The 23,666-nt window shown below is 67.1% G+C and carries 21 protein-coding genes; 6 read left to right on the forward strand and 15 right to left on the reverse strand.

All coding sequences use genetic code 11. From position 1 onward, the window contains the following. The 3 genes from AC5RWT_RS11460 to AC5RWT_RS11470 form a co-directional block, all read right to left on the reverse strand. Positions 1–1,078: DUF222 domain-containing protein (locus tag AC5RWT_RS11460; protein ID WP_494080332.1), on the reverse strand; the 1,078-nt coding region annotated here is incomplete at its 3' end. Positions 1,079–1,454: 376 nt separating this feature from the next. Then, positions 1,455–2,393, reverse strand: coding sequence for a dihydrodipicolinate synthase family protein (locus tag AC5RWT_RS11465; protein WP_494080333.1), 939 nt, complete (start codon positions 2,391–2,393; stop codon positions 1,455–1,457). Between the two features lie 211 nt (positions 2,394–2,604). Next, complete coding sequence (locus AC5RWT_RS11470) at positions 2,605–3,558, reverse strand: heme o synthase (protein ID WP_494080379.1); 954 nt, start codon at positions 3,556–3,558, stop codon at positions 2,605–2,607. A gap of 390 nt (positions 3,559–3,948) precedes the next feature. Between AC5RWT_RS11470 and tkt the strand changes: the two genes are divergently transcribed. The 6 genes from tkt to pgl are packed head-to-tail and all read left to right on the forward strand — an operon-like array spanning position 3,949 to position 12,077. Beyond that, on the forward strand, positions 3,949–6,054 hold the full coding sequence (gene tkt, locus AC5RWT_RS11475; RefSeq protein ID WP_494044192.1) for a transketolase: 2,106 nt from the start codon (positions 3,949–3,951) through the stop codon (positions 6,052–6,054). Positions 6,055–6,064: 10 nt separating this feature from the next. Beyond that, positions 6,065–7,189, forward strand: a complete 1,125-nt coding sequence (gene tal, locus AC5RWT_RS11480) for a transaldolase (RefSeq protein WP_494043859.1) — start codon at positions 6,065–6,067, stop codon at positions 7,187–7,189. After that, complete coding sequence (locus AC5RWT_RS11485) at positions 7,186–8,796, forward strand: phosphoglucose isomerase-related protein (protein WP_494080334.1); 1,611 nt, start codon at positions 7,186–7,188, stop codon at positions 8,794–8,796. Before tal ends, AC5RWT_RS11485 begins: the two co-directional genes overlap by 4 nt. A gap of 2 nt (positions 8,797–8,798) precedes the next feature. After that, a complete protein-coding gene (zwf, locus tag AC5RWT_RS11490) occupies positions 8,799–10,358 on the forward strand; it encodes a glucose-6-phosphate dehydrogenase (RefSeq protein ID WP_494080335.1) in 1,560 nt (519 codons plus the stop codon). Then, positions 10,355–11,296 (forward strand): glucose-6-phosphate dehydrogenase assembly protein OpcA, encoded by a 942-nt coding sequence (locus AC5RWT_RS11495; protein WP_494080336.1) that lies wholly within the window; start codon positions 10,355–10,357, stop codon positions 11,294–11,296. The genes zwf and AC5RWT_RS11495 overlap by 4 nt, the downstream gene beginning before the upstream one ends. Next, positions 11,286–12,077, forward strand: coding sequence for a 6-phosphogluconolactonase (gene pgl, locus AC5RWT_RS11500; RefSeq protein WP_494080337.1), 792 nt, complete (start codon positions 11,286–11,288; stop codon positions 12,075–12,077). Before AC5RWT_RS11495 ends, pgl begins: the two co-directional genes overlap by 11 nt. A gap of 91 nt (positions 12,078–12,168) precedes the next feature. Here the strand turns inward: pgl and AC5RWT_RS11505 are convergent, their stop codons facing one another. The 12 genes from AC5RWT_RS11505 to AC5RWT_RS11560 form a co-directional block, all read right to left on the reverse strand. After that, complete coding sequence (locus tag AC5RWT_RS11505; protein ID WP_494080338.1) at positions 12,169–12,591, reverse strand: RNA polymerase-binding protein RbpA; 423 nt, start codon at positions 12,589–12,591, stop codon at positions 12,169–12,171. A gap of 154 nt (positions 12,592–12,745) precedes the next feature. Next, positions 12,746–12,997, reverse strand: coding sequence for a preprotein translocase subunit SecG (gene secG, locus AC5RWT_RS11510; RefSeq protein ID WP_127515609.1), 252 nt, complete (start codon positions 12,995–12,997; stop codon positions 12,746–12,748). A gap of 46 nt (positions 12,998–13,043) precedes the next feature. Next, on the reverse strand, positions 13,044–13,859 hold the full coding sequence (gene tpiA / locus AC5RWT_RS11515; protein ID WP_494080339.1) for a triose-phosphate isomerase: 816 nt from the start codon (positions 13,857–13,859) through the stop codon (positions 13,044–13,046). 108 nt (positions 13,860–13,967) lie between these two features. Next, complete coding sequence (locus tag AC5RWT_RS11520) at positions 13,968–15,206, reverse strand: phosphoglycerate kinase (RefSeq protein ID WP_494080340.1); 1,239 nt, start codon at positions 15,204–15,206, stop codon at positions 13,968–13,970. Between the two features lie 35 nt (positions 15,207–15,241). Further along, on the reverse strand, positions 15,242–16,252 hold the full coding sequence (gap, locus tag AC5RWT_RS11525) for a type I glyceraldehyde-3-phosphate dehydrogenase (protein ID WP_494080341.1): 1,011 nt from the start codon (positions 16,250–16,252) through the stop codon (positions 15,242–15,244). Between the two features lie 85 nt (positions 16,253–16,337). Then, positions 16,338–16,967 (reverse strand): superoxide dismutase, encoded by a 630-nt coding sequence (locus tag AC5RWT_RS11530; protein WP_494080342.1) that lies wholly within the window; start codon positions 16,965–16,967, stop codon positions 16,338–16,340. Positions 16,968–17,108: 141 nt separating this feature from the next. Continuing rightward, on the reverse strand, positions 17,109–18,089 hold the full coding sequence (gene whiA / locus AC5RWT_RS11535) for a DNA-binding protein WhiA (protein ID WP_136785264.1): 981 nt from the start codon (positions 18,087–18,089) through the stop codon (positions 17,109–17,111). Positions 18,090–18,104: 15 nt separating this feature from the next. Then, positions 18,105–19,145: a gluconeogenesis factor YvcK family protein gene (locus AC5RWT_RS11540; protein ID WP_494043869.1), complete on the reverse strand. Its 1,041-nt coding sequence runs from the start codon at positions 19,143–19,145 to the stop codon at positions 18,105–18,107. After that, on the reverse strand, positions 19,145–20,044 hold the full coding sequence (gene rapZ / locus AC5RWT_RS11545; protein WP_494044193.1) for an RNase adapter RapZ: 900 nt from the start codon (positions 20,042–20,044) through the stop codon (positions 19,145–19,147). Before rapZ ends, AC5RWT_RS11540 begins: the two co-directional genes overlap by 1 nt. A gap of 52 nt (positions 20,045–20,096) precedes the next feature. Further along, complete coding sequence (gene uvrC, locus AC5RWT_RS11550; protein WP_494080343.1) at positions 20,097–22,205, reverse strand: excinuclease ABC subunit UvrC; 2,109 nt, start codon at positions 22,203–22,205, stop codon at positions 20,097–20,099. A gap of 49 nt (positions 22,206–22,254) precedes the next feature. Continuing rightward, positions 22,255–22,920 (reverse strand): lysophospholipid acyltransferase family protein, encoded by a 666-nt coding sequence (locus tag AC5RWT_RS11555; protein ID WP_494080344.1) that lies wholly within the window; start codon positions 22,918–22,920, stop codon positions 22,255–22,257. Next, entirely contained in the window at positions 22,917–23,633 is a 717-nt protein-coding gene (locus AC5RWT_RS11560) for an HAD hydrolase-like protein (RefSeq protein ID WP_494080345.1), read from the reverse strand. The genes AC5RWT_RS11555 and AC5RWT_RS11560 overlap by 4 nt, the downstream gene beginning before the upstream one ends. Positions 23,634–23,666: the final 33 nt, after the last annotated feature.

Genomic DNA, 23,666 nt, shown 5'->3' on the forward strand with positions numbered 1-23,666 from the left:
CGGCGCGGGTGAGCCGGTCATCGATCGCGGCGGCCTGCTCGGCCGGCAGATACGCGTTCAGCCACGCCATCCCGTCCGGCGCCGGCTCCACGCCCACGTTCCGCCGCTGCTCCGCGGTGCGGCGGCGGCCGGTGATGGTTTCCGGGTGCATGCGCTCGCGCAGCCGCCGCGCCATGTCCCGCAAAGACCGCAGCGACCTCCCCTTCACCCGGCCCAACAAGGCCTGTTCAAACCCGGCCGCCGCCTCCTCCGGCAACGACCGGCCCTGGACGACAATGACCGCGGCCTGCTCCCGGTCCAGCTCCCCGGCGCCCATCGCCGCCAGCGTGGCGGGGAACAACCGGTGCAGGTCCGCGGCCTGGTCCATCCGGGCGCGGGCCTGCTGTTCGGGCAGGCCGAGCAGGCAGCCCAGCTCCTCGGCCGCGGACGTGGCAGCCAGCAACTGCCGCTGCCGCAACGTGGTGCACCCAGGCCCCGGCGGCGGCAACTGCGCCAGCGCCCTCCGACCCAGCTGCTCCTCCAGCGCCACCTCCCGGCCATCCAGCCAACACCTCACCCGGTGCACCGCGGCCAGATGCTCCACCGTCTCCTGATACCCCAACCCGCCGGTTGCCGAACCCGTCAGCACAGCCAGCAGCACCGCCGGCTCCGCACCCGCCACCAGCGTTTCGAGGCGTTCGGCATAATAGTCCGCGTTCGCTTTCGACTCAAACAAACCCTCCGGCAGCCAGCACCCCTCCGGCAGGTTCGCCAGCTCCGCGAACTCCGCCGGAACCGCACCCACCCCCGGCGGCCGGTCGGTCTCGTCGTCCAGGTCCCAAACCGCGAAGTCCTCCCGGTACGCCCGGTTCCCCTGGTCAAGCTCCTCCTCCGAGGCCGGCGGGATCTCCAGGCCCGCGTACGGGTCCGGGCCCGGCTCGAACACCGGCTCCGGCCACCGCTCCGGCACCGGGACCGGTTCCTTCCGGGCCGGTTTCATCCCGGCCAGAATCTGAGCGATCGCCGCCTCACGCTCCTCCTGCGTAGGCAACAGCCGGCCCTCCCCAGCGACCGGCTCCCGCTCTGCCATCCCATCCATAACCCCACTCAACCAGCCGGGTACGACAATTTGGGAAGGTGCCCAGTGGCGCCTCCCAGGGGTAGCCGCCAGAGACCAAACCGCCATGGAGCGCCCCGGCCACCTCGACCGGCGCCTCGGCTCGTGGCCACTCTACGGTGGTGGCGGAGGGCCCGCGGTGGTGTGAAAGGAGGTGCCCCGGGCGACAGGAGGCCCGTGGTGGCGTGACAGGAGGTGGGCCAGGCTTGCGCAACAACGCAGGTGGGTCGAGGGCGTAGCGGCGCTACGGCCGTGGGGCGGGCAGATTGGGGCGGGCTCAGAGCCGCGGCGGGGCTACACAGGGGTCTGCCTGCTCGGCGGTCGCGCAGTGGACCCCGCTGGCCCAGCCTGGAGGGCGCTACTCCCCCGTCATTGCTCGTTCGGCCGGTCGGAACGCCTCGATACCTTCGAGCAGTCGGGCCAGTTCGCGAAGACTGCTTCCGGGAAGCGGTTGCAACGGCAGGCGCGGGTCGCCAGCGTCGATGCCCGCTGCCCTGGCCAAGCCATACAGGTTGCTAAGCGGCCTCAGCGTCCCGAAGTAGCCCATCAACGGGGCGAGCACCGCGCGCGCCGCGGCCGTCGCTTCCTCGTCGCCGGCCTCCAGGGCATCGCGAAGCAAGCGGTAGTGTGCCGGCAGGACGGCGATCGGTCCGCCATGCCAGGCGTCGGCGGCAAAACCGGCGTCGGCGATCAGCGCGTCTCCGCTCATGCCATGGCTGAAGTCGCTCGCTTCCGCCGGCAGTACGCGGCGAAGCTGTTCATAACGTGCTTGGAATACGTCCGCGTCCGCCGCGGATTCCTTCACTGCCACAATGTTCGGCTCAGCGGCCAGTTCTGCCACCAACTCCAAGCTAAAGCTGAACTGAGTGGTGCGGGGATTGCTATACAGGCACACAGGGAGCGCCGACTGCCGTGCAGCCGCAACGCATTGGGCTGCAACCTCTTCGTCCGTCAGCGGATAGTAGGAGACTGTGGAAACGAGCAGCCCATCGACACCCGCGGCAGCGGCGTCGTCGATGTTTTGCAGGAGTTCCCGGGTGCCCACCGCGCTCACGCCGGCACACACCGGCAGTCCGGGGCGCGCCGCCTTGGCCGCTTCCACGGCCGCTGTCATGACGTTCCTGCGCTCCGCGCGGTCCAGATAGGCGAAGTTTCCGGAACTGCCCAGCACGGTGATTGCGTCGACGGGTGACGCGGCCACCGCGGACACATGGCGGCCCAACTCCGGAAAGTTGACGGTGCCGTCGTCGTGAAAGGGAGTCACCGGATAGGCAATGAGACCGCGGAAGGGATTCATGCCGCTATCTTAGGTCAGCGCGGGAGGCGCCTGGACACAGGGGGACGCCGGCGCGGCGAAACCAGATCCAGCTAGCGAGGGGTACCAACAGGCCCTGCGAAACCCGTCCGAGCTGGCCGGAGGCAACCAAGGGGTTCGCAAAACAAGGGGTTCGCAAAACAAGGGAGTGGTTGACGGGCGGCAGCCAACGCCGTCGCGAAGAAGGCGGCGGTCAGCCGAAGACGGGGCCGCCGATGAAGGGGTCTACGGCTAGGGCCAGGAACAGCACCGTCAGGTAGCTGATGGAACCGTGGAACACCCGCATGGCGCTCTTGTTCGTGGCGGCGGGGGTTTCGGTTCCGCGCTTGGCCAGCGAGTACAGGCGGTGCGATTCGTACACAAAATAGCCGCCGCTGAGCAGCGCCACGATGGTGTACACCCAGCCGGCGCCGCCGACCGGTGCCAGCAGCAGGGAGCAGACCAGCGTGGCCCAGGCGTACAGAACAACCTGCACGGATACCTGGCGCGCGCTGGCGATGGCGCCAAGCATCGGGACGTTGGCGGCGTTGTAGTCGTCGCTGTACTTCATGGACAGCGGCCAGTAGTGCGGCGGTGTCCACAGGAAGATGACCATGAACAGGATCACGGCGGGCCAAGCCACCGTGTTGGTCACTGCGGCCCAGGCAATCAGCACCGGGAAGCATCCGGCAGCGCCGCCCCAGACAATGTTCTGCGAGGTCCGGCGCTTGAGGATCAGCGTGTAGATGACCACGTAGAAGAAGATCGCGCCGATGCCCAGCAGGCCGGCCAGCGGATTCGCCCCGACCCAGAGCAGCGCTACGGCCACGACACCCAGCACCCAGGAGAACACCAGAGCCTCGCGAGGAGTGAGTTCGCCGGTCACCAGGGGCCGGTTCTCCGTCCGGTGCATGAGCTTGTCCATGTCCCGGTCGATGTAGCAGTTGAAGGAGCCAGCGGAGCCGGCGGCCAGCGCGCCACCGATCATCGTGGCGGCCATCAGCCAAAGATCGGGGAAGCCGCCGTGGGCGAAGATCATGGTGGGCAGGGTGGTGACCAGCAGGAGTTCCATGACACGAGGCTTTGTGAGCGCTATGTACGCTTTGGCCTTGCGCGAAAAGCCGGGCTTGGCCGGAACGGCCAACGCCTGGTCCGGCACGGTCTGCATATTCAAGGAAAAACCACTCAGTTCTGCTGGAGTCCGTCTGACACACGAAAACGCCCGGCCGCTTAGGGCGGGTCAAGGTGCACCTACATCATACTCCTTCTATCTGTCGTAGAAACCGACCCACGCGGTGGCCGCGTCGACCAACACCAAAACAAGTCGACCAACACCAAAACAATGGGCGCCTGTGTGACTGCACGCACCGTAAAGCGTCCTGCGCATTGCAGGCTCAACGGATAGAGTGGGGATCGAGCGCCAGTCCGCCGGGATGTGGCGCAACAATGCTCACGGCAGTATCAACGGCGAATGGTCCGCGGGTCCGCGGTTGCGGGCGCCTTTTCCGGACCGTCGGTGCTGCCACGTCGATCAGAAAGGGCCCCACCGGTGCCACATATGCAAGATCAGGAATTGTCGTGGACATCGCTGGACCAGCGGGCGGTGGACACGGTGCGCGTTCTCGCCGCCGATGCCGTGGAGAAGGTCGGCAACGGCCACCCCGGAACGGCCATGAGCCTGGCGCCGGCCGCCTACTTGATCTTCCAGCAGTTCATGCGGCACGACCCGACGGACCCGGAGTGGGTGGGCCGCGACCGCTTTGTCCTCTCCCCCGGCCACACCTCGCTGACGCTGTACATCCAGCTGTTCCTCTCCGGCTACGGCCTGGAACTCGAGGATCTGAAGGCGCTGCGGACCTGGGGTTCGCTCACCCCGGGCCACCCGGAGTACAAGCACACCGCCGGCGTGGAAATCACCACCGGCCCGCTGGGCCAAGGCCTCGCCTCCGCCGTCGGCTTCGCCTATGCGCAGCGCCGCACGCGCGGCATGTACGACGCCGATGCTGCCGCCGGCGAGAGCCCCTTCGACCACACGGTCTGGGTGATCGCATCCGACGGCGACCTGCAGGAAGGCGTCACCTCGGAGGCCTCGTCGCTGGCCGGCCACCAGGAACTGGGCAATCTGGTGGTGCTCTATGACGACAACAAGATTTCCATCGAAGACGACACCGACATTGCCTTCACCGAGGACGTGCTCAAGCGCTACGAAGCGTACGGCTGGCACACCCAGCGCGTGGACTGGACCAAGACCGGTGAGTACGCCGAAGACATTCCGGCCCTGTTCGAGGCGTTGAAGGCCGCGAAGGCCGAAACGTCCCGGCCGTCGATCATCTCGCTGCGCACCATCATTGGTTGGCCGGCCCCGAAGAAGCAGAACACCGGAAAGATCCACGGCTCCGCGCTGGGGGCCGAGGAAGTCGCCGCCGTCAAGGAAGTGCTCGGCTTCGATCCCGAGCAGCAGTTCGCCGTGGAGCAGGACGTGTTGGACCACGCGCGCCAGGTTGCCGCACGCGGCAAGCAGGCCCGGGCGGACTGGGAGACCGGCTACGAGGCGTGGCGGGAAGCCAACCCGGAAAACGCCGCACTGCTGGACCGTGTCCAGGCATCCGAGCTGCCGAAGGGCTGGGAGCAGGCGCTGCCCGAGTTCCCCGCCGGCAAGGACGTGTCCACCCGCGCTGCTTCCGGCAAGGTGCTCAACGCCATCGGTCCGGTGCTCCCGGAGCTGTGGGGCGGCTCGGCCGACTTGGCAGAATCTAACAACACCACGATCGAAGGCGCTCCGTCCTTTGTTCCGGAGTCGCGGCAGACCGAGATGTGGTCCGGCGGCCCGTACGGACGGGTGCTGCACTTCGGCATTCGTGAGCACGCGGCCGCGTCCATCGTCAACGGCATTGTGCTCAGCTCCAACACCAGGGCCTTCTCCGGAACGTTCCTGATCTTCAGCGACTACCAGCGGCCGGCCATCCGGCTGGGCGCGCTGATGGGCGTTCCCTCCATCTACGTCTGGACACACGATTCCATCGGCCTCGGTGAAGACGGACCCACCCACCAGCCGGTGGAGCAGCTGGCGAGCCTGCGCGCCATCCCGGGCCTCGACGTCGTCCGCCCTGCCGATGCCAACGAAGTGGCGCAGGCGTGGAAGGCGATGCTGGAGAACCACAGCAACCCGGCCGGCATTGTGCTCACCCGGCAGAACCTGCCGGTCTACGACCGCGGAGAAGCCGGCTTCGCCTCCGCCGACAACGTGGCCAAGGGCGCGTATGTCTTGGCCGAAGCGCAGTCCGGCGGCACGGACGCCACCCCGCAGGTGATCCTGCTGGCCACCGGCTCCGAAGTGCAGCTGGCCGTCCAGGCGCGCGAAACGCTGCAGGCGGAGGGTATTGCCACCCGCGTGGTTTCCGTGCCCTGCCTCGAGTGGTTCGCCCGCCAGGACCCCGCCTACCGCGAATCGGTGCTTCCCGCCGGCATCAAGGCCCGGGTCTCGGTGGAAGCAGGCATCGCGCAGTGCTGGGACGGCTTGGTCGGCGATGCCGGCCGCAGCGTGTCCCTGGAGCACTACGGGGCCTCCGCCGACTACAAGACCCTGTTCCGCGAATTCGGCATCACGGCCGAGGCTGTTGTCGAAGCCGCCCGCGACTCGCTCGCACAGATCAACAACTCCTAAGGAGGACGCGATGTCCAACCCGAATACCCAGGCTCTCTCCGATGCCGGTGTCTCCATCTGGCTCGACGATCTCTCCCGTGAACGGATCAGTTCCGGGACCCTAAAGGCCCTGATCGACGAGATGAACGTCGTCGGCGTCACCACCAACCCGTCCATCTTCGCCTCGGCACTGCAGGACGGCCGCAGTTACGAGGCACAGGTGAACCAACTGGCCGCCGATGGCGCCGACGTGGACACGGCGGTCTTCGCGATCACCACGGCCGACGTGGCCGAAGCCTGCGACCTGTTCTCCGCACTCGCCACGGACACCGACGGCGTGGACGGCCGCGTGTCGATCGAGGTGGACCCGCGGCTGGCCCGCGACACCCGCGGCACCGTCGCCGAGGCCAAGCACCTGCAAAAGGCCGTGGGCCGGACGAACGCGTTCATCAAGATTCCGGCCACCACCGAAGGCCTGGAAGCGATCACCGAGACCCTCGCGGCCGGCATCAGCGTCAACGTCACACTGATCTTCTCGCTGCAGCGCTACCGCGAAGTGATCAACGCGTTCATGCTGGGGCTGGAGCAGGCCAAGGAGAACGGCAAGGACCTCGCCAGCCTTCACTCGGTGGCCTCCTTCTTCGTGTCCCGGGTGGACAGCGAGATCGACAAGCGCCTGGACGCGATCGGCACCGAGGAAGCCACCGCGCTGAAGGGCAAGGCCGGCGTCGCGAATGCACAGCTGGCGTACCAGATCTACGAAGAGCAGTTCGCCACCGAACGCTGGCAGGTTTTGGCCGCGTCGGGTGCCCGGCCGCAGCGGCCCCTGTGGGCTTCCACCGGGGTGAAGAACCCGGACTACCCGGACACTCTGTACGTCACCGAACTGGTGGCCAACAACGTGGTCAACACCATGCCGGAGAAAACGCTGGAAGCCGTCGCCGACCACGGCAAGATCGAGGGCGACCGGGTCACCGGCAGCTACCAGGAAGCCAACAAGGTGCTGGACCAGATCGCCAAGGTCGGCATTTCCTATAACGAAGTGGTCGAACTGCTCGAGGACGAGGGCCTGGAGAAGTTCGTTACCAGCTGGCAGCAGCTGCGGGAGACCGTCCAGAACGCCCTGGACTCGGCGCCGGGGGCTCCGAAGGCATGAGCTCGCTGGCCTTCGAAGCATCGGGAGCTGCGCTGGCCGCTGTCCGCCGGCACATCGACACCTTGGTCGAGGATCGGGTCGCGTCCCGGATTGCCGCCCAGGACAATACCCTGTGGGGCCCGGAGGCAGAAGCGGAGGCCGCAATCCGCCTCGGTTGGGTGGACGCCGCGGCGCTCTCCCGGCCGTTGGTGGCGGACATTCTTGAGCTCCGCAGGGAGCTTGCCGCCGAAGGCGTGACCCGGTTCGTGCTGGCCGGGATGGGCGGATCCTCGCTCGCACCCGAAGTCATCGCCAACACCGCCGGGGTGGAGCTGACCGTGCTGGACAGCACGGATCCGCAGCAGGTGGCTGCCGCGCTGGCGGAGCGGCTTGCTGACACCGCGATCATCGTGGCGTCCAAATCCGGTTCCACGCTGGAAACAGATTCGCAGCGCCGGGCCTTCGAACAGGCATTTTCCGACGCCGGCCTGGACGCCGCTTCGCGGATCATCGTGGTCACCGATCCCGGGTCACCGCTGGATCAGGCGTCCCGGGACGCCGGCTACCGGGCGGTGTTCAACGCCGATCCCGACGTCGGCGGGCGCTACTCCGCGCTGACCGCTTTCGGGCTGGTTCCTTCCGGGCTGGCCGGTGTGGACATTGAAAGACTGCTGGACGACGCCGAAGAGGCCGCCGAAGTGCTCTCCGAGGACTCCGCCGACAACATGGCCCTGGCACTGGGTGCGGCGTTGGCCGGCACCGAGCCGCTGCGCAACAAGGTGGCCATTGTCGACGAAGGCTCCGGCATTGTGGGCTTCGGCGACTGGGCCGAACAGCTGATTGCCGAGTCCACCGGCAAGCTGGGCACCGGCCTGCTGCCGGTGGTGGTCAACTCCGGTGATCCCGAGGCAGTTTCCAAAGCCGCCGATGTGTTGGTCGTCCGGCTGGTCTCGCCCGATCACGAGGTGACCCTCGGCGCTGATGAGGTGGCCGTCGGCGGCAGCCTGGGCAGCCAGCTGCTGCTCTGGGAGTACGCCACGGCAGTGGCCGGCCGCCTGCTGGGCATCAACCCCTTCGACCAGCCGGATGTGGAGGCCGCCAAGGCCGCCGCGCGCGGACTGCTGGAAGAGCGCCCGGAGGCCATGCTTCCCGACTTCACCGACGGTGCCGTCCAGGTACGCGGCAGCGGACTGGCCATGGGCAGCTCGCTGGAGGACGCGCTCCGGGACCTGCTGGGCAAACTGGGGCCGGACGGCTATGTCAGCGTGCAGGCCTATCTGGACCGCTTCGGCCAAGCCGAACTGGAACGGATCCGTCCCCTGCTGGCCGAAGCCAGCGGCCGTCCAGTGACGTTCGGCTGGGGACCGCGCTTCCTGCACTCCACCGGCCAGTTCCACAAGGGTGGACCGGCCACCGGCGTCTACCTGCAACTGACCGGCGAAGCAGCCGCGGACATCCCCATCCCGGGTCGCCCGTTCAGCTTCGGCGAACTCATTGCCGCCCAGGCAGCCGGCGACGCCAACGTCCTGCGCGACGCCGGCCGACCTGTCCTGCGCCTTCATCTGGCTGACCGTGGGGCGGGTTTGCGCCAGGTGATCGACGCCGTCTCTCAACTCGCCGGAAAGTAGTCATGGCGCCCTCCACTCCACCCCGCCGTCCGGCCAACCCGCTGCGGGACCCACGCGACCGCCGGCTTGACCGCATTGCCGGCCCGTGTTCCCTGGTGCTGTTCGGTGTTACCGGAGACCTTGCGCGGAAGAAGCTGATGCCGGCGGTTTATGACCTGGCCAACCGCGGACTGCTGCCGCCCAGCTTCGCGCTGGTCGGCTTTGCCCGTCGGCCGTGGGACGACGCCGAATTTGCGGCCCAGGTGAAGGAGTCCGTGCAGCAGCACGCCCGGACCCCGTTCCGCGAGGACATCTGGACGCATCTGGCTGCCGGCATCCGGTTTGTCGAAGGAGCGTTCGACGACGACGAGGCCTTCGAGCAGTTGGGGGCCACGTTGAAGGAGCTCGATGAACAACGCGGGACCCAGGGAAACCACGCTTTTTACCTCTCGATCCCGCCCAAGGCCTTCGAGCAGGTGTGCCAGATGCTCTCCTCGCACGGCCTCGCTCAGGCCACCGAAGACGACCCCGGCACGCCGTGGCGTCGGGTGGTCATCGAGAAGCCCTTCGGCCATGATCTGCAGTCCGCACGCGAGCTGAACAATATCGTTGAATCGGTTTTCCCGCCGGACGCGGTATTCCGGATCGACCACTATTTGGGCAAGGAGACCGTCCAGAACCTGCTGGCGCTTCGCTTTGCCAATCAACTGTTTGAACCGCTCTGGAACGCCAACTATGTGGACCATGTGCAGATCACCATGGCGGAAGACATCGGCATTGGCGGCCGTGCGGGCTATTACGACGGCGTCGGCGCGGCTCGCGACGTCATCCAGAACCACCTGCTCCAACTGCTGGCCTTGACCGCCATGGAGGAACCGATCTCCTTCAATGCGGAGGACCTGCGGGCGGAAAAGGAAAAAGTGCTGGCCGCCGTCAAGCTCCCCAAGGATCTCTCGACCCACTCGGCCCGGGGGCAGTACACCGGCGGCTGGCAGGGCGGTGAAAAGGTCGCCGGCTATCTGGAGGAAGAAGGCTTCAATCCCGATTCGGTCACCGAGACCTATGCTGCGCTGCGACTGGACATTCACACCCGGCGTTGGTCCGGTGTTCCGTTCTACCTGCGCGCCGGCAAGCGACTGGGCCGACGGGTGACAGAGATCGCCGTCGTATTCAAGCGGGCCCCGAACCTGCTGTTCCCGAACCACAGTGAGGATGACTTCGGCCAAAACGCGGTGGTGATCCGGGTACAGCCGGACGAAGGGGTCACCATCCGCTTCGGTTCCAAGGTGCCCGGGACCCAAACGGAAGTCCGCGACGTCACGATGGACTTCGGCTACGGGCATGCGTTTACCGAGTCGAGTCCCGAGGCCTACGAGCGGCTGATCCTGGACGTACTGCTCGGTGAGCCGCCGCTGTTCCCGCGGCACCAGGAAGTCGAGCTCTCGTGGAAGATCCTGGACCCGTTCGAGGAATATTGGGCCGAGAGCCGGACCCGGCCGGAGCCGTACTCCCCCGGCAGCTGGGGACCGGCGTCGGCCGATGAACTGCTGGCCCGCGACGGACGCACTTGGAGAAGGCCGTGATCAAGGACCTGAAAGACACCACCACGTCGAAGGTCTCGAAAGAGATCGTGGCCATGCGCGAGCAGGGCGGCGTTGTGGCACTGGGTCGCGTGCTCACCCTGGTGGTGGTGACCTCGCTGGGCCATGAGGAGGAGGCCATCCTCGCTGCCAATGCCGCCAGCCGCGAACATCCCTGCCGGATCATTGCGCTGGTGGATGCAGGGTCGGAGCAGAACACCCGCCTCGATGCCCAAATCCGGGTCGGCGGCGACGCCGGAGCAGCCGAGGTCATCGTGCTGTACGGTTACGGCCAGCTGGCTGCCGAAAGCGAGTCCCTGGTGGCCGCCCTGCTGCTGCCCGATGCCCCGATCGTGGCCTGGTGGCCGCACGGCATGCCCCAGGATGCCTCGCGCACGTCGATCGGTCGAATCGCCCACCGCCGCATTACGGATTCCGGCAATGAGACCGACCCGCAGCAGGCGCTGTTCAGCCTGCGCGACACCTACACCGCGGGCGATACGGATCTGGCCTGGACGCGGCTGACCAGCTGGCGTGTCCAGCTGGCCGCAGTCTTTGACCAAGTGGAGCCGGCGCCGGTGACGGCCGTTGCGGTGGAGGGGGCATCCGACTCCCCCAGCACCGTCCTGCTGGCGGCGTGGCTGACGCTGGCCCTGAACGCGCCGGTGACCATCGTGGAGGACCTCGCGGGCACCGGCATCAGGGGCGTGCGAATCTCGCGGACCACCGGCGAGATCCGCATCCTGCGTCCCGGTCCCAGCGTGGCCGAGCTGCTGATGCCGGGCCAGCCGGTCCAACGGATCTCGCTGCCGCGCCGGCCGCTGGAAGAATGCCTGGCCGAAGAGCTTCGCCGGCTCGACCCGGACGAGGTGTTCGGTGAAGTGTTGATCGATGGATTGCCCCGGACCAATTTGAGGAGCGTGCGCCGCAGTGAACGCTGAACCACATGTCGTAGTCCATACGGACCTCGCCGCCCTAGCGGGTGCGACCGCCCAGCGGCTGGTCGAGCGGCTGGCAGCCGTCCAGTCCGAACGCGGCGAAGCCACCGTGGTACTCACCGGCGGCAGCTTGGGTATCAACACACTGAAGGCGGTCGCCGCGGTTGGACTCCCCGCCGGCTTCGACTGGTCGAAGGTGAATGTCTGGTGGGGCGACGAACGCTTCGTCGCGAAGGACAGCCCGGACCGCAACGAGCGGCAGGCGCGCGAAGCGCTGCTGGACGGGCTCCCCCTGGATCCAGCCCGAGTGCACCCATTCGGCGCCGCCGGCGAATACGCCGACCCGGAGGCGGCCGCCGTCGCGTACTCCGCAGCCCTCCGACAGGCTGCGGCCGATGAGGGAACGAGTGGCCCGGTGCCGAAGTTTGATGTGCTGCTGCTCGGCGTCGGCCCTGACGCACACATTGCCTCGCTGTTTCCCGAAATGGCCGGTATCCGTACGGAAGACCGCTCCGCGGTTGGCGAAACCGATGCGCCGAAACCGCCGCCGGAGCGCGTGTCCCTCACGCTCCCCGCGATCAATTCCGCGGACGAGGTGTGGCTGGTGGTGGGCGGCAGTGACAAGGCCGGCGCGGTGGGGCTTGCCCTGGCCGGTGCCAGCCCGGTGCAGGTTCCTGCTGCCGGCGCACGCGGACGCAAGCGCACCGTATGGCTGCTGGATCAAGACGCGGCGTCCAAGCTGCCGGAGGCGTTGCTCTCCCCGGCCGACAACGGCGACGATTAGGAGCCTGATTCTGCCGTCGGCCGGCACGACCGTCGACCGCGACCGTCGACGGTGTGCCGTCGACGTGTCGAAGATGGCCCGGTGCGGGCCTCTAGTCGCTCTGGCGCTGGCGGGCTGACTCGGCCCGACGAAGTGCTTCCCGCCGTCGCCGCCGCAACTTCTCCAGCGCCTGTTCCACCACGGCCTCGGCCTCGTCCGGGCTGCGCCGTTCCTTGGCGTACTCCAGATGGCTTTTGTAGGGCTCGTCGCTGCTGCGTGCCTCGGTACCGCTCCCGCCGGGCTCCCTGGCGGCCGTCTGGCCGCAGTGCGGGCAATCCCACGATGTGGGGATGTCGGCTTCGCTGAGATTGGCGAAAACCGGTGTGGTCTGGTGTCCCTTCGGGCACCAGTAGGTGACCGGGACTTTGGTGACCGGCACCACCGTCCGGCCCGTCACGGCTTGCCAACCGGCAAGCCCGGCGCCCGTTTCGGAACCGACCCGGACGGCCCGGAAGGAATTCGACGGATCAACCATGTTTTGCCCCCGATTACCAGAAAGGATGCCCCCTGCATCGGGCACCAGTCTACGGTGGGAACAGCGCAGGGTTAAGGGGGTTGGGCAAAGTCTCTCGGAATTCCGGCTAAGCCGAAACCGGTCCGGAAAGCGGCGGGGCGGGAAGAAAAGCCGCTTAGGATTCCGCGCTGAAACGCATCATGAGGCCGAGCGCCACGATGACGGTGCCCCAGACCAGTCCCAGAACCACCGTGAACCGGTTGAGGTTCCGCTCTGCGACGCCGGACGATCCCAGGCTGGTGGTCATGCCACCGCCGAACATGTCGGACATGCCGCCGCCGCGCCCCTTGTGGAGCAGGATGAGCAGGGTCAGCAGCAGGCTGGTGATGCCGAGCAGGATTTGCAGAGTGATCTTCAGAGCTTCCACAGTGGCCTTTCGTCAGCTGTCGGGATATCCCAGTGGCGGGCAGACATCACTTTGTCAGCAGATGGTGTTCGAACCTGACAATATTAGCAAATTCGCCCGCATCCAGGCTGGCCCCGCCAACCAACACGCCGTCGACGTCGCGCTCATTCAGGATTGCGGCAGCGTTGCCCGCCTTCACGGACCCGCCGTAGAGCAGGCGGACGCCGGCTGCCACGCTCTCGTCGAAGAGCACGGCCATCTCGGCGCGGATGGCGGCGCACATCTCCTGAGCGTCTTCAGGACCGGCCACCTCCCCCGTACCGATCGCCCAGACCGGTTCGTAAGCGATGACCAACCTGGCCGCCTGCTCGGCATCGAGGCCGGCCACGTCGGCACGCAATTGGCTGAGCGTGTGCTCCACGTGGTTGCCCGCCTGGCGCACGCCAAGGCCCTCGCCGACGCACAGAATGGGGGTTAGCTTGTGCCGGTAGGCCGCCTTCAGCTTCTCATTCAGCAGGGCGTCGTCCTCACCGTGGATTTCCCGCCGCTCGGAATGGCCCACCAGCACATACCTGCAGCCCAGCTTGGCCAGGAACTGCCCGGAGATGTCCCCGGTGTACGCGCCCGAGTCATGCGGCGAGAGGTCCTGTGCGCCGTAAACGAGCTTCAGGTCGTCGCCGTTGACGAGCGTCTGTACGCCGCGCAGATCCGTGAACGGAGGGAAGACGGCGACCTCCACCCGGCTGTAGTCATGCCGGGCATCGCTGAGCGTCCAGGCCAATTTCTGCAGCAGCGTGATGCCCTGGACGTGGTCCATGTTCATCTTCCAGTTGCCGGCGATCAGCGGTTTGCGGTCGAACTTGCCGTTGGTCGAAGTGGTCACTGCGGTCTCCATCTGTGGTGCTGGGCGTCGTTTCGCGCGGCCGGGCCGCGCTGTGGCTTGGGCAATACCGGAACCATCCTCGCCTAGCGGCGAGGGATCCGGCTGCCGTCAGCGGTCCAGTGCGGCCAGGCCGGGCAGTTCCTTGCCTTCGAGGTACTCGAGGCTGGCACCGCCGCCGGTGGAAATATGGCCAAAAGCGTCGTCATCGAAGCCCAGGGTGCGTACCGCAGCGGCGGAATCGCCGCCGCCGACCACGGTAAAGCCGTCGCTGCCGGTGAGCGCCTTGGCAACGGTGCGGGTCCCGTTGGCGAAGGCATCAAATTCGAACACGCCCATCGGCCCGTTCCAGAAGACCGTATTTGCCGAATGGATCTGGTGGGCGAAGGCTTCGGCCGACTCCGGACCGATGTCCAGCCCAATGCCAGCGGCGCCGAACGATGCCGATTCGATGTTGTCCGCGGGCACCACTTCCCACGCCGCGTCGGCGGCGAACTTCTCCGCGACCACGATGTCCGTCGGCAAGATGAAGGTGCATCCCAGTTCCTTGGCACGGGCGAGATAGCCGCGCACCGTGTCCAGCTGGTCCTTTTCCAGCAGGCTGGCACCGACCTTATATCCTTGGGCGGCGAGGAAGGTGAAGACCATTCCGCCGCCGACCAGCAGGTAGTCGGCCTTGCCCAGCAGGTTCTCGATCACAGCCAGTTTGTCCGAGACCTTGGAGCCGCCCAGCACCACCACATACGGTCGCTGGGGGGCTTCGGTGAGACGGTTCAGCACCTGGAGTTCAGTCCGCACCAGGTCGCCCTGGTAGGCCGGGAGCAGGCGGGCGATGTCGAACACCGAAGCATGTTTGCGGTGCACGGCCCCGAACGCATCGTCCACGTACGCCCCGTCGCCACCGGTGAGGGCGGCGAGTTCGGCGGCAAAAGCTGCACGCTCAGCGTCGTCCTTGCTGGTTTCGCGCGGATCGAAGCGTACGTTCTCCAGCACCAGCACTTCGCCGTCCTGCAGCCCGGCCGCTGCCTCCCGGGCCGCCGGACCCACCGTGTCCTCGGCGAACTTGACCGTGACAGCAGCCAGCTCCTTCAGCCGGGCGACCGCGGGGCGCAGCGAGAACTTCTCCTCGGGCGCGCCCTTGGGCCGGCCGAGGTGAGCCGTCACGATCACCCGGGCCCCGGCCTCCGCCAGCTTGGTGATGACCGGCAGCGAGGCGCGGATGCGTCCGTCGTCGGACACCTTCAGGTCCGGCGATTCGCCCTCCAACGGGACGTTCAGGTCCGAGCGGACCAACACGTGGCGTCCGCGGACTCCGGCGGCCAGCAGTTCATCGAGAGAATGTGCAGTCATTTCTACCTTCGTGCGGAGGACGGGTGGTGCCGTACCTAGGACAGCTTTGATGCGATCAGGACAGTCAGATCCAACAGGCGGTTGGAGTAGCCCCACTCGTTGTCGTACCAGCCAACAACTTTCACCTGGTTACCCATAACCTTAGTCAGTCCCGAGTCGAAGATCGAAGACGCCGGGTCTGTGACGATATCGGACGACACGATGGGGTCCTCCGTATAGCTGAGAATGCCGGCCCAGTGCGGGTCCGCGGCGGCCTCCTTGAACGCGTCGTTGACCTCCTCCACCGTCGCTTCGCGGGACAGGGTGGCGGTCAGGTCCGTCATGGACCCGGTGGGCACCGGCACCCGGACCGCGAAGCCGTCCAACTTACCCTGCAGCTCCGGAAGCACCCGGCCGATGGCCTTCGCCGCGCCGGTCGACGTTGGCACCAGGTTAATGGCCGCCGCCCTGGCCCGCCGCAGGTCCCGGTGCGGGCCGTCCTGCAGGTTCTGGTCGGCGGTGTAGGCGTGGATGGTGGTCATGAGCCCGTACTCGATGCCGAACTTCTCGTGCAGCACCTTGGCCAGCGGTGCCAGGCAGTTGGTGGTGCAGGAGGCGTTCGAAATCAGGTGGTGCGCATCGGCGTCGTACTCACCGTCATTGACGCCCATCACGATGGTAATGTCCTCGTCCTTGGCGGGCGCGGAGACCAGGACCTTCTTGGCGCCGGCCTCCATGTGTTTGCGGGCGCCCCCGCTCTTGTTGAACCGGCCGGTGGATTCGATCACGATGTCCACGTCGAGATCGCCCCACGGCAGGGCCGCCGGGTCCTTCTCGGACAGGACGCGCACCTTCCGGCCGCCGACAATGAGGTTGCCGGCGTCCACCTCTACCGATTCCGGCAGGATGCCCAGCACGCTGTCGTATTTGAGCAAGTGGGCCAGCGTTTCCGCGTCGGTCAAGTCATTGATGGCCACGATTTCCAGATCCGCCTTCTTGGCCAAAGCTGCGCGGAAGTAGCTGCGGCCGATCCGGCCGAATCCGTTGATACCAACTCGAGTACTCATGTGCCTCTACCTCCTGGAGGAGATGATGACCGGGTGCGGGGTTTCCTTGTGATCCGCACCCGGCCGGTGCCTTATATGTGCGGCCTTACTTGGCCGGGGTGATCAGCGCGGAAGCGCCGGTCCGGGCGGCGTCGAAGCGGGCGGCGACGTCGGCCCAGTTGACGATGTTCCAAAACGCCTTGACGTAGTCGGCCTTGACGTTGACGTAGTCCAGGTAGAAGGCGTGCTCCCACATGTCCAGCATCAGCAGCGGGATGGTGCCCACCGGGATGTTGCCCTGCTGGTCGTAGAGCTGCTCGATGACCAGGTTGCCGCCCAGCGGTTCGTAGGCCAGCACGGCCCAGCCCGAGCCCTGCAGGCTCAGCGCCGCGGCGCCGAAGTGGCCGCGGAACGCATCGAAGGACCCGAAGTACTCATCGATCGCGGAAGCGAGTTCGCCGGTGGGCTTGTCGCCGCCTTCCGGGGAGAGGTTCTTCCAGAAGATCGAGTGGTTGGTATGGCCGCCGAGGTGGAAGGCCAGGTCCTTGGACAGCTTCGGCACGTTGCCGAATTCACCCTTGGAGCGGGCCTCGGCCAGCTGCTCCAGCGCGGTGTTCGCGCCGGCCACGTAGGTGGCGTGGTGCTTGGAGTGGTGCAGCTCCATGATCCGGGCCGAGATGTGCGGCTCCAGGGCTGCGTAATCATAATCGAGCTCGGGCAGTTCGTATGTGCTCATGGTTTCCTCCGTCATCTCCCGGCCGCGGTCCGCGGCTGGGTCGGATTGTCCAACCGGACGGAGGTTTCCGTCCGGTAGCTCTGAAACCGGTCTTCGTTGACCGTTGCCGCCGGCGTGACCGGCAGGCTGCCCAATCTGTATCTAGTCGTCCAGCATCTCCGGGGTCACATTGGCCTCGGTCCCAGGTATCCGCAACTCTGCCGCCCGTTTATCGGCCATGGCAAGCAGCCGCCGGATCCGGCCCGCGATGGCGTCCTTGGTCATCGCCGGATCCGCCAAACGGCCGAGTTCGTCCAGCGAGGCTTGCTTATGCGCCACCCGCAGTTCGCCGGCGTAGCGCAAGTGCTCGGGCACATCTTCACCGAGGATCTCCAGCGCCCGTTCGACGCGCGCACCCGCCGCCACCGCGGCCTGCGCCGAGCGCCGCAGGTTGGCGTCGTCGAAATTGGCCAGCCGGTTTGCGGTGGCCCGCACTTCCTTCCGCATCCGCCGTTCTTCCCACACCATCAGCGCATCATGGGCGCCCATCCGGGTCAAGAGCGCGGCAATGCTGTCACCGTCCCGGATCACCACCCGGTCCACGCCCCTGACCTCGCGTGCCTTGGCTGCGATGCCCAAACGGCGGGCCGCGCCAACCAGTGCCAGCGCCGCTTCCGGACCGGGGCAAGTGACTTCCAGCGCGGACGAACGGCCCGGCTCGGTCAGCGATCCGTGCGCCAGGAAGGCGCCGCGCCACACCGCCTCGGCGTCGGCCGCCGAACCGTTGACCACCACGGACGGCAGCCCGCGGACCGGACGGCCTCGGCCGTCCAGCAGGCCGGTTTGCCGGGCCAGGGACTCTCCGTCCCTGACGACGCGCACCACGTAGCGGTTCCCGCGGCGCAGGGCGCCGCCGGAGACCACGATGATGTCGCCGCTGTGGCCATAGACTTCCGAGATGGCGGTACGCAGCCGCCGGGCCGTCGCAGCCAGATCAACTTCCGCCTCAATAACAATGCGGCCGGAAATGATGTGAAGTCCGCCGGCGAACCGGAGCGTCGCGGAGACCTCCGCCTTCCGGACCTGGGACTTCTTGATGTCGAGGCGAGCAAGCTCATCCTTGACTGCTGCGGTCAGCGCCATGCACCTTGTCCTTACCTAATCCTTGCTGTCCCCGAAAATGTCGTGGTAGGCACTCGCCAGTCTCAACGGATCGTGTACGGGGCGTCCGCCTGAGCTTCCTACTCTACCGAAGACCACGCGCGCACCGAGTTCTCCGGCGGCTTCCTCGAACCGCTCCCTGTTTTCGATCACCCGCGGATCGGCCAGCACCACATCGAAACGCATGTCGGGAGCGCAGCGCTTCACCGCCGCCAGGTGGTCCGCCGCCGTCATGCCTGACGTTTCCTTGGTATCCACCGAGAGGTTCATGGTCAGGCACCGCCGCGCCGGGGTGTTGCACAGCGCCTCGCGCATCTCCTTGAGCATCAGATGCGGCAGCACGGAGGTATACCAGGACCCGGGACCCAGGATCACCCAGTCGGCAAGTTCGACGGCGTTGAGCGCTTCGACGCAGGCCGGGGCGTCGTCGGGCAGCAGGCGAACGTCATTGACGTGGCTGTTCCGTCCGGCCGCGGCGAGCCGGGACTGGCCGGAGATCAGCGCGCTCCGCAAGCGCCCGTCCTCGCCCTCCACCAGCACGTCGCCCTCGATGGTCAGCGGCACGGTGGCCATCGGCAGTACCTCGCCGCGTGCTCCCAGCAGGGCGCCGGCCCATTTGAGGCCCGCCACGGGGTCCCCCAGCAGCTCCCACAACGTGACAATCAGCAAGTTGCCCAGGGCATGGTTGTCCAGCGACTGCTCGGACCCCGGGGACGACTTGAAGCGATGCTGCATCACGTCGCGCCAGGTCCGGCCCCAGTCGGTGTCGTCGCACAGGGCGGCCAGTGCCATCCGCAGGTCCCCGGGCGGGAGCACGCCGAACTCCTCGCGCAAGCGGCCGGAGGATCCGCCGTCGTCGGCCACCGTGACAATGGCGGTGAGCTCGGTGGTCAGCAGGCGCAGCGCGCCCAGCGAGGCGGACAGCCCGTGCCCGCCGCCCAACGCGACGACGGACGGCGGCGCCCCGCCCTTCCCGGTCCGGCTGCGGGAGGTACCCGGGACCGGAACCAGCGGCAACGGTCCGGTCAGGATTGCCACTATTCGCGCCCCAGGTCCCGGTGCTGGACGGTCACCTTGACACTGGGCAACTGGGCCAACCGCTTGCCGATTTCCTCGGCCACCGCGACCGACCGGTGCTTACCGCCGGTACATCCGATGGCGATGGTGCCATAGTGCTTGTTTTCCCGGCGGTAGCCCTCCAGCACCGGCTCCAGCGCATCCACGTAGCGGTTGACAAACTCTTCGGCGCCGGAATCCACCAGCACGTAGTCACGGACCTTCTCGTCGAGCCCGGTGTAAGGGCGCAGCGCGGGAACCCAGTGCGGGTTCGGAATGAAGCGGACGTCGGCGACGAAGTTGGCGTCCACCGGCAGCCCGTACTTGAAGCCGAAGCTGATCACGTTCATGCGCAGCACGATGGGGCCGGAGTCAGTGAAGAGTTCCGTGATCGCCGTGGCGAGGGCGTGCACGTTCATCTCGGTGGTCTCCACCACCAGGTCGGCCGAGTCCTTCAGGCTGCTCAGCAGCTCACGTTCGGCGGTGATGCCGTCGGAAATGCGGCCATCGCCCTGCAGCGGGTGCGGCCGCCGGCCCTGTTCGAAGCGGCGGACCAGAACGTCGTCCGAGGCGTCCAGGAAGAGCATCCGGTAGTGGATCCCGCTGGCGGCCAGGGCATGCAGCGCCTCGCGGATGTCGCGGAAAAGGCTCTGGCTGCGCACGTCCACCACGACGGCCAGCTTGGGCAGCGACTGCGGCATCCGCGACACCAGTTCGGCCAGCGTGCCGAGCATTTGCGGCGGCAGGTTATCCACCACGTACCAGCCGTGGTCTTCCAGCGCATGGGCTGCCGTGGTACGGCCGGCTCCCGACATGCCGGTGACCACGAGGAGTTCGGATTCCACCGGTTTCTCCGGCGTCAAATCCTCGTCCACCGTCATCGTCATACCATCCATCCCGACCACACACCCCTCGATTCCAGCTCTAGCCTAACTAAGATTCGATGATTTCGCCGGTTGCCATGTTCACTGCCGGCGCGCCCTCGTCCGCGGCCCCGGGCGCCAGCTGCCGCTTCAGCGACGCCGCCATCGCGGGGCCGATGCCCGGTACCTGCTGCAGTTCTTCGACGCTCGCCGCCTTCAGCTTCTTCGCCGAGCCAAAATGTTTCAGCAGCGCCTTCCGCTTGGCCGGCCCCAGTCCCTGCACGCCGTCCAGCACGGAGACGGTCATGGCTTTGCCGCGCTTCTGCCGATGGTAGGCGATCGCGAAGCGGTGGGCCTCGTCCCGGATGCGCTGCAGCAGGAACAGCCCCTCGGACGTGCGCGGCAGGATCACCGGGAAATCGTCGCCGGGCAGCCACACCTCTTCCAGCCGCTTGGCCAGGCCCACCACGAACACGTCGCTGATGCCGAGATCGGCCAGCGCGCGGGAGGCCGCGGCAACCTGCGGCGGCCCGCCGTCGACCACCACCAGATTGGGCGGGTAGGCGAACTTGGTCTTCGGCGCCGGCGTCAAGGTCTCTTCCAGCACGGTTTCTTGCGGCACGGTTTCTTTCGGCACGCCCTCTCCCGGCACCGTCGCTTCCAGCGCTGTCGCTTCCAGCACGACGGCGGTGTCCCCGCCGTCCGTGGGAGGCTGCGCCTGCTGCTCCGCAGCGGCTCCGTCAGCTCCGTTGGCGGCAGCAGGAGCGGCCAGGCGCCCCTGATCAACCAGGTAGTTCCGGAACCGCCGGCTGATGACGTCGTACATGGCCGAAGTGTCGTCGCGGGCGGCCTCGCCGGTGATCGCGAAGCGGCGGTAATCGGATTTCTTCGGCAGCCCGTCTTCCACCACCACCATGGAGGCGACCACGTTGGTGCCTTGCACATGGGAGATGTCATAGCATTCGATCCGCAGCAGCGCGACCGGAAGATCCAACGCCTCCTGCAGCTGCTGCAGGCCCGCAGAGCGCGTGGTGATGTCGCCGGCCCGCCGGCTCTTGTGCAGCGCCAGGGCCTGTTCGGCGTTCTCCCGGACGGTGGAGATCAAGGCAGCCTTGTCGCCGCGTTTCGGCACGTGGATCTGCACCTTGCTGCCGCGCAAAGTGCTCAGCCAGGCCTGCAGCTCGGCGGCGTTCTCCGGCTCCTGCGGCAGCATCACCTGGCGGGGGATCCTGTCCGGCCCGTCGGCGTCGCCGTACACCTGCTGCAGCAGGTGCTCGGCCAAGTCGGCGGTGCTCTGGTCCTCGACCTTTTCCACCACCCAGCCCCGCTGGCCGCGGATCCGGCCGCCGCGCACGTGGAACACCTGAACTGCCGCCTCCAGCTCGTCCTGCGCCAGCGCGAACACGTCGGCGTCGGTGTCTTCGCTGAGCACCACGGCATTGCGTTCGAAGACGCGCCGCAGCGCGGCGATATCGTCGCGGTGCCGGGCCGCCGCCTCGTAGTCGAGTTCCGCCACCGCCGCCGCCATCTTCTTTTCCAGCGCACGGATGAACCGGTCGGCCTCCCCGCCCATGAACGCACAAAACTCGGCTGCCAGCGCCTTGTGGTCCTCCGGCGAGATCCGGCCCACACAGGGCGCCGAGCACTTGTCGATGTAGCCCAGCAGGCACGGCCGGCCGGTGCGCTGGGCGCGGTTGAACACGCCGGTGCTGCAGCTACGCACCGGGAAAACCCGCAGCAGCGTGTCCACGGTCTCGCGGATTGCCTTGGCCGGATAGTACGGGCCGAAGTACTTGACGCCCTTGCGCCGCTCACCGCGCATCACCTGGACGCGCGGGAACTTCTCCCCCATGGTCACGGCCAGGTAGGGGTAGGACTTGTCGTCCCGGAACATGATGTTGAATCGCGGCGTGAACTCTTTGATCCACGTGTACTCGAGCTGGATGGCTTCCAGTTCGCTGCCCACGATGGTCCACTCCACCGAGGCCGCCGTATGCACCATCGCATAGGTCTTGGGCAGCAGGTTCTTGGGACTGGCGAAGTAGTTGTTGAGCCTCGACCGCAGGTTCTTCGCCTTGCCCACGTAGATGACCCGGCCGTGCTCGTCCCGGAAGCGATAGACGCCGGGATTGGTCGGGATCTCCCCCGTCCGCGGACGGTAGGACGCCGGATCAGCCATCGTCGGTCACTCCCTTCGTCATCTCAGTCCTGATCTGCCGCCCGGCCGGTCAGTCCGACGGCGTCTTGTTATAGCTGTGTGAGCGGTCCTGGCCCGTCAGGTCCGCGATCGCGTCCATGATCTGGTCCGTCGCGGAACGGCGCGCCGGCAGCGAGTGCCCCCGCCCGGTCCGCTCGAAGTACAGCGGTTGGCCGATCCGGACGGTGAAGTGTTTCGGCCGGACCAACATCTTCCCGGCGGGCTGAAGCTGTTCGGTGCCGATCAGCCCTACCGGCAGCACCGGCGCTCCAGTGGTCAGGGCCAGCCATCCCACACCGGTTCGCCCGCGGTAGAGCTTGCCGTCACGGGACCGTGTTCCTTCAGGATAGATCCCAAAGGCCTCGTTGCGCCCCAACACGTCCACCGCGCTCTGCAGCGCTGCCACGCTGGCCGCCTGCTCGCCCCGTTCCACCGGGATTGAGCCCACGCCGCTGAAGAACCAGCGCATGGCGGCGCCCTTGGGCCCCCTCGCGGTGAAGTACTCGGCCTTGGCAAAGAAGGCGACCTTCCGCGGCATCATGGCCTGGATGATGATGCTGTCCAAAAACGACAGGTGGTTCGGGGCGACAATCACCGGGCCGGCGTCCGGAAAGTTGTCGATGCCTTCTATGGTGGGCCGGCAGCTGCCACGCAAGGCGGCCCGGAACGAGGCACGGGTCACTTCGAAGGTTTTCATGCGGCCGGTCCCGGTCCCCCGGCCGAGGCAGTCTCCGGTTGCGCAACCGCCAGCCGTCCAATGACGGCTTCGAGTTCCGGCACGGAACGCACGACGGCGGAAGCACCGGCGGCTTCCAGCTCGCCGTCGGCGGCGAATCCCCAACTGACCCCGATGCCCGGAATGCCCAGATGGCGCGCAGCAGCCATGTCGTAAAGCCGGTCGCCGACCATCATCACCGGACCGAACTCGTCCGCGGCCTCCAGCGCTGCCTGCAGGATCGGCACCTTGCCCAGTCCCGGATCGTGCGGTGCCGGGTCGTCGCCCTCGGCTCCGTGGATGCCCCCGAAAAAAGTGTCCAGGCCCTTCAGGCGGAGGAGGTCGCGGGCGATGCCGGTCGGTTTCTGCGTGGCAACAGCCAACGTCATCCCCGCTGTCAGCAGCCGCTCCAGCAATTCGGCGATGCCGGGGTACACGCGGCTTGCCGCCATCCCGTGCGCACGGTAGCCCGCGCGGTACAGTGCGATCACTTCGCCGAGCCTGTCCTCCGGCACGCCCGCGCCGCGCAACGAATCGCCGAGCGGCGGCCCCACCAACGTCCCCAGCATGTCCTCCGGTGGAACCGGCAGTCCGGCGGCCTCCAAAGCGCCGGCGATTCCACTGGTGATTGCGCCCGCGGGGTCAACTAGGGTTCCGTCTAGGTCGAACAAGACCAGCGCAGGCAAATGAGTCACCCGGGCATTTTCCCACAGATCCGCGGATCGGCC

Source organism: Arthrobacter sp. Dra40, assembly GCF_059091905.1.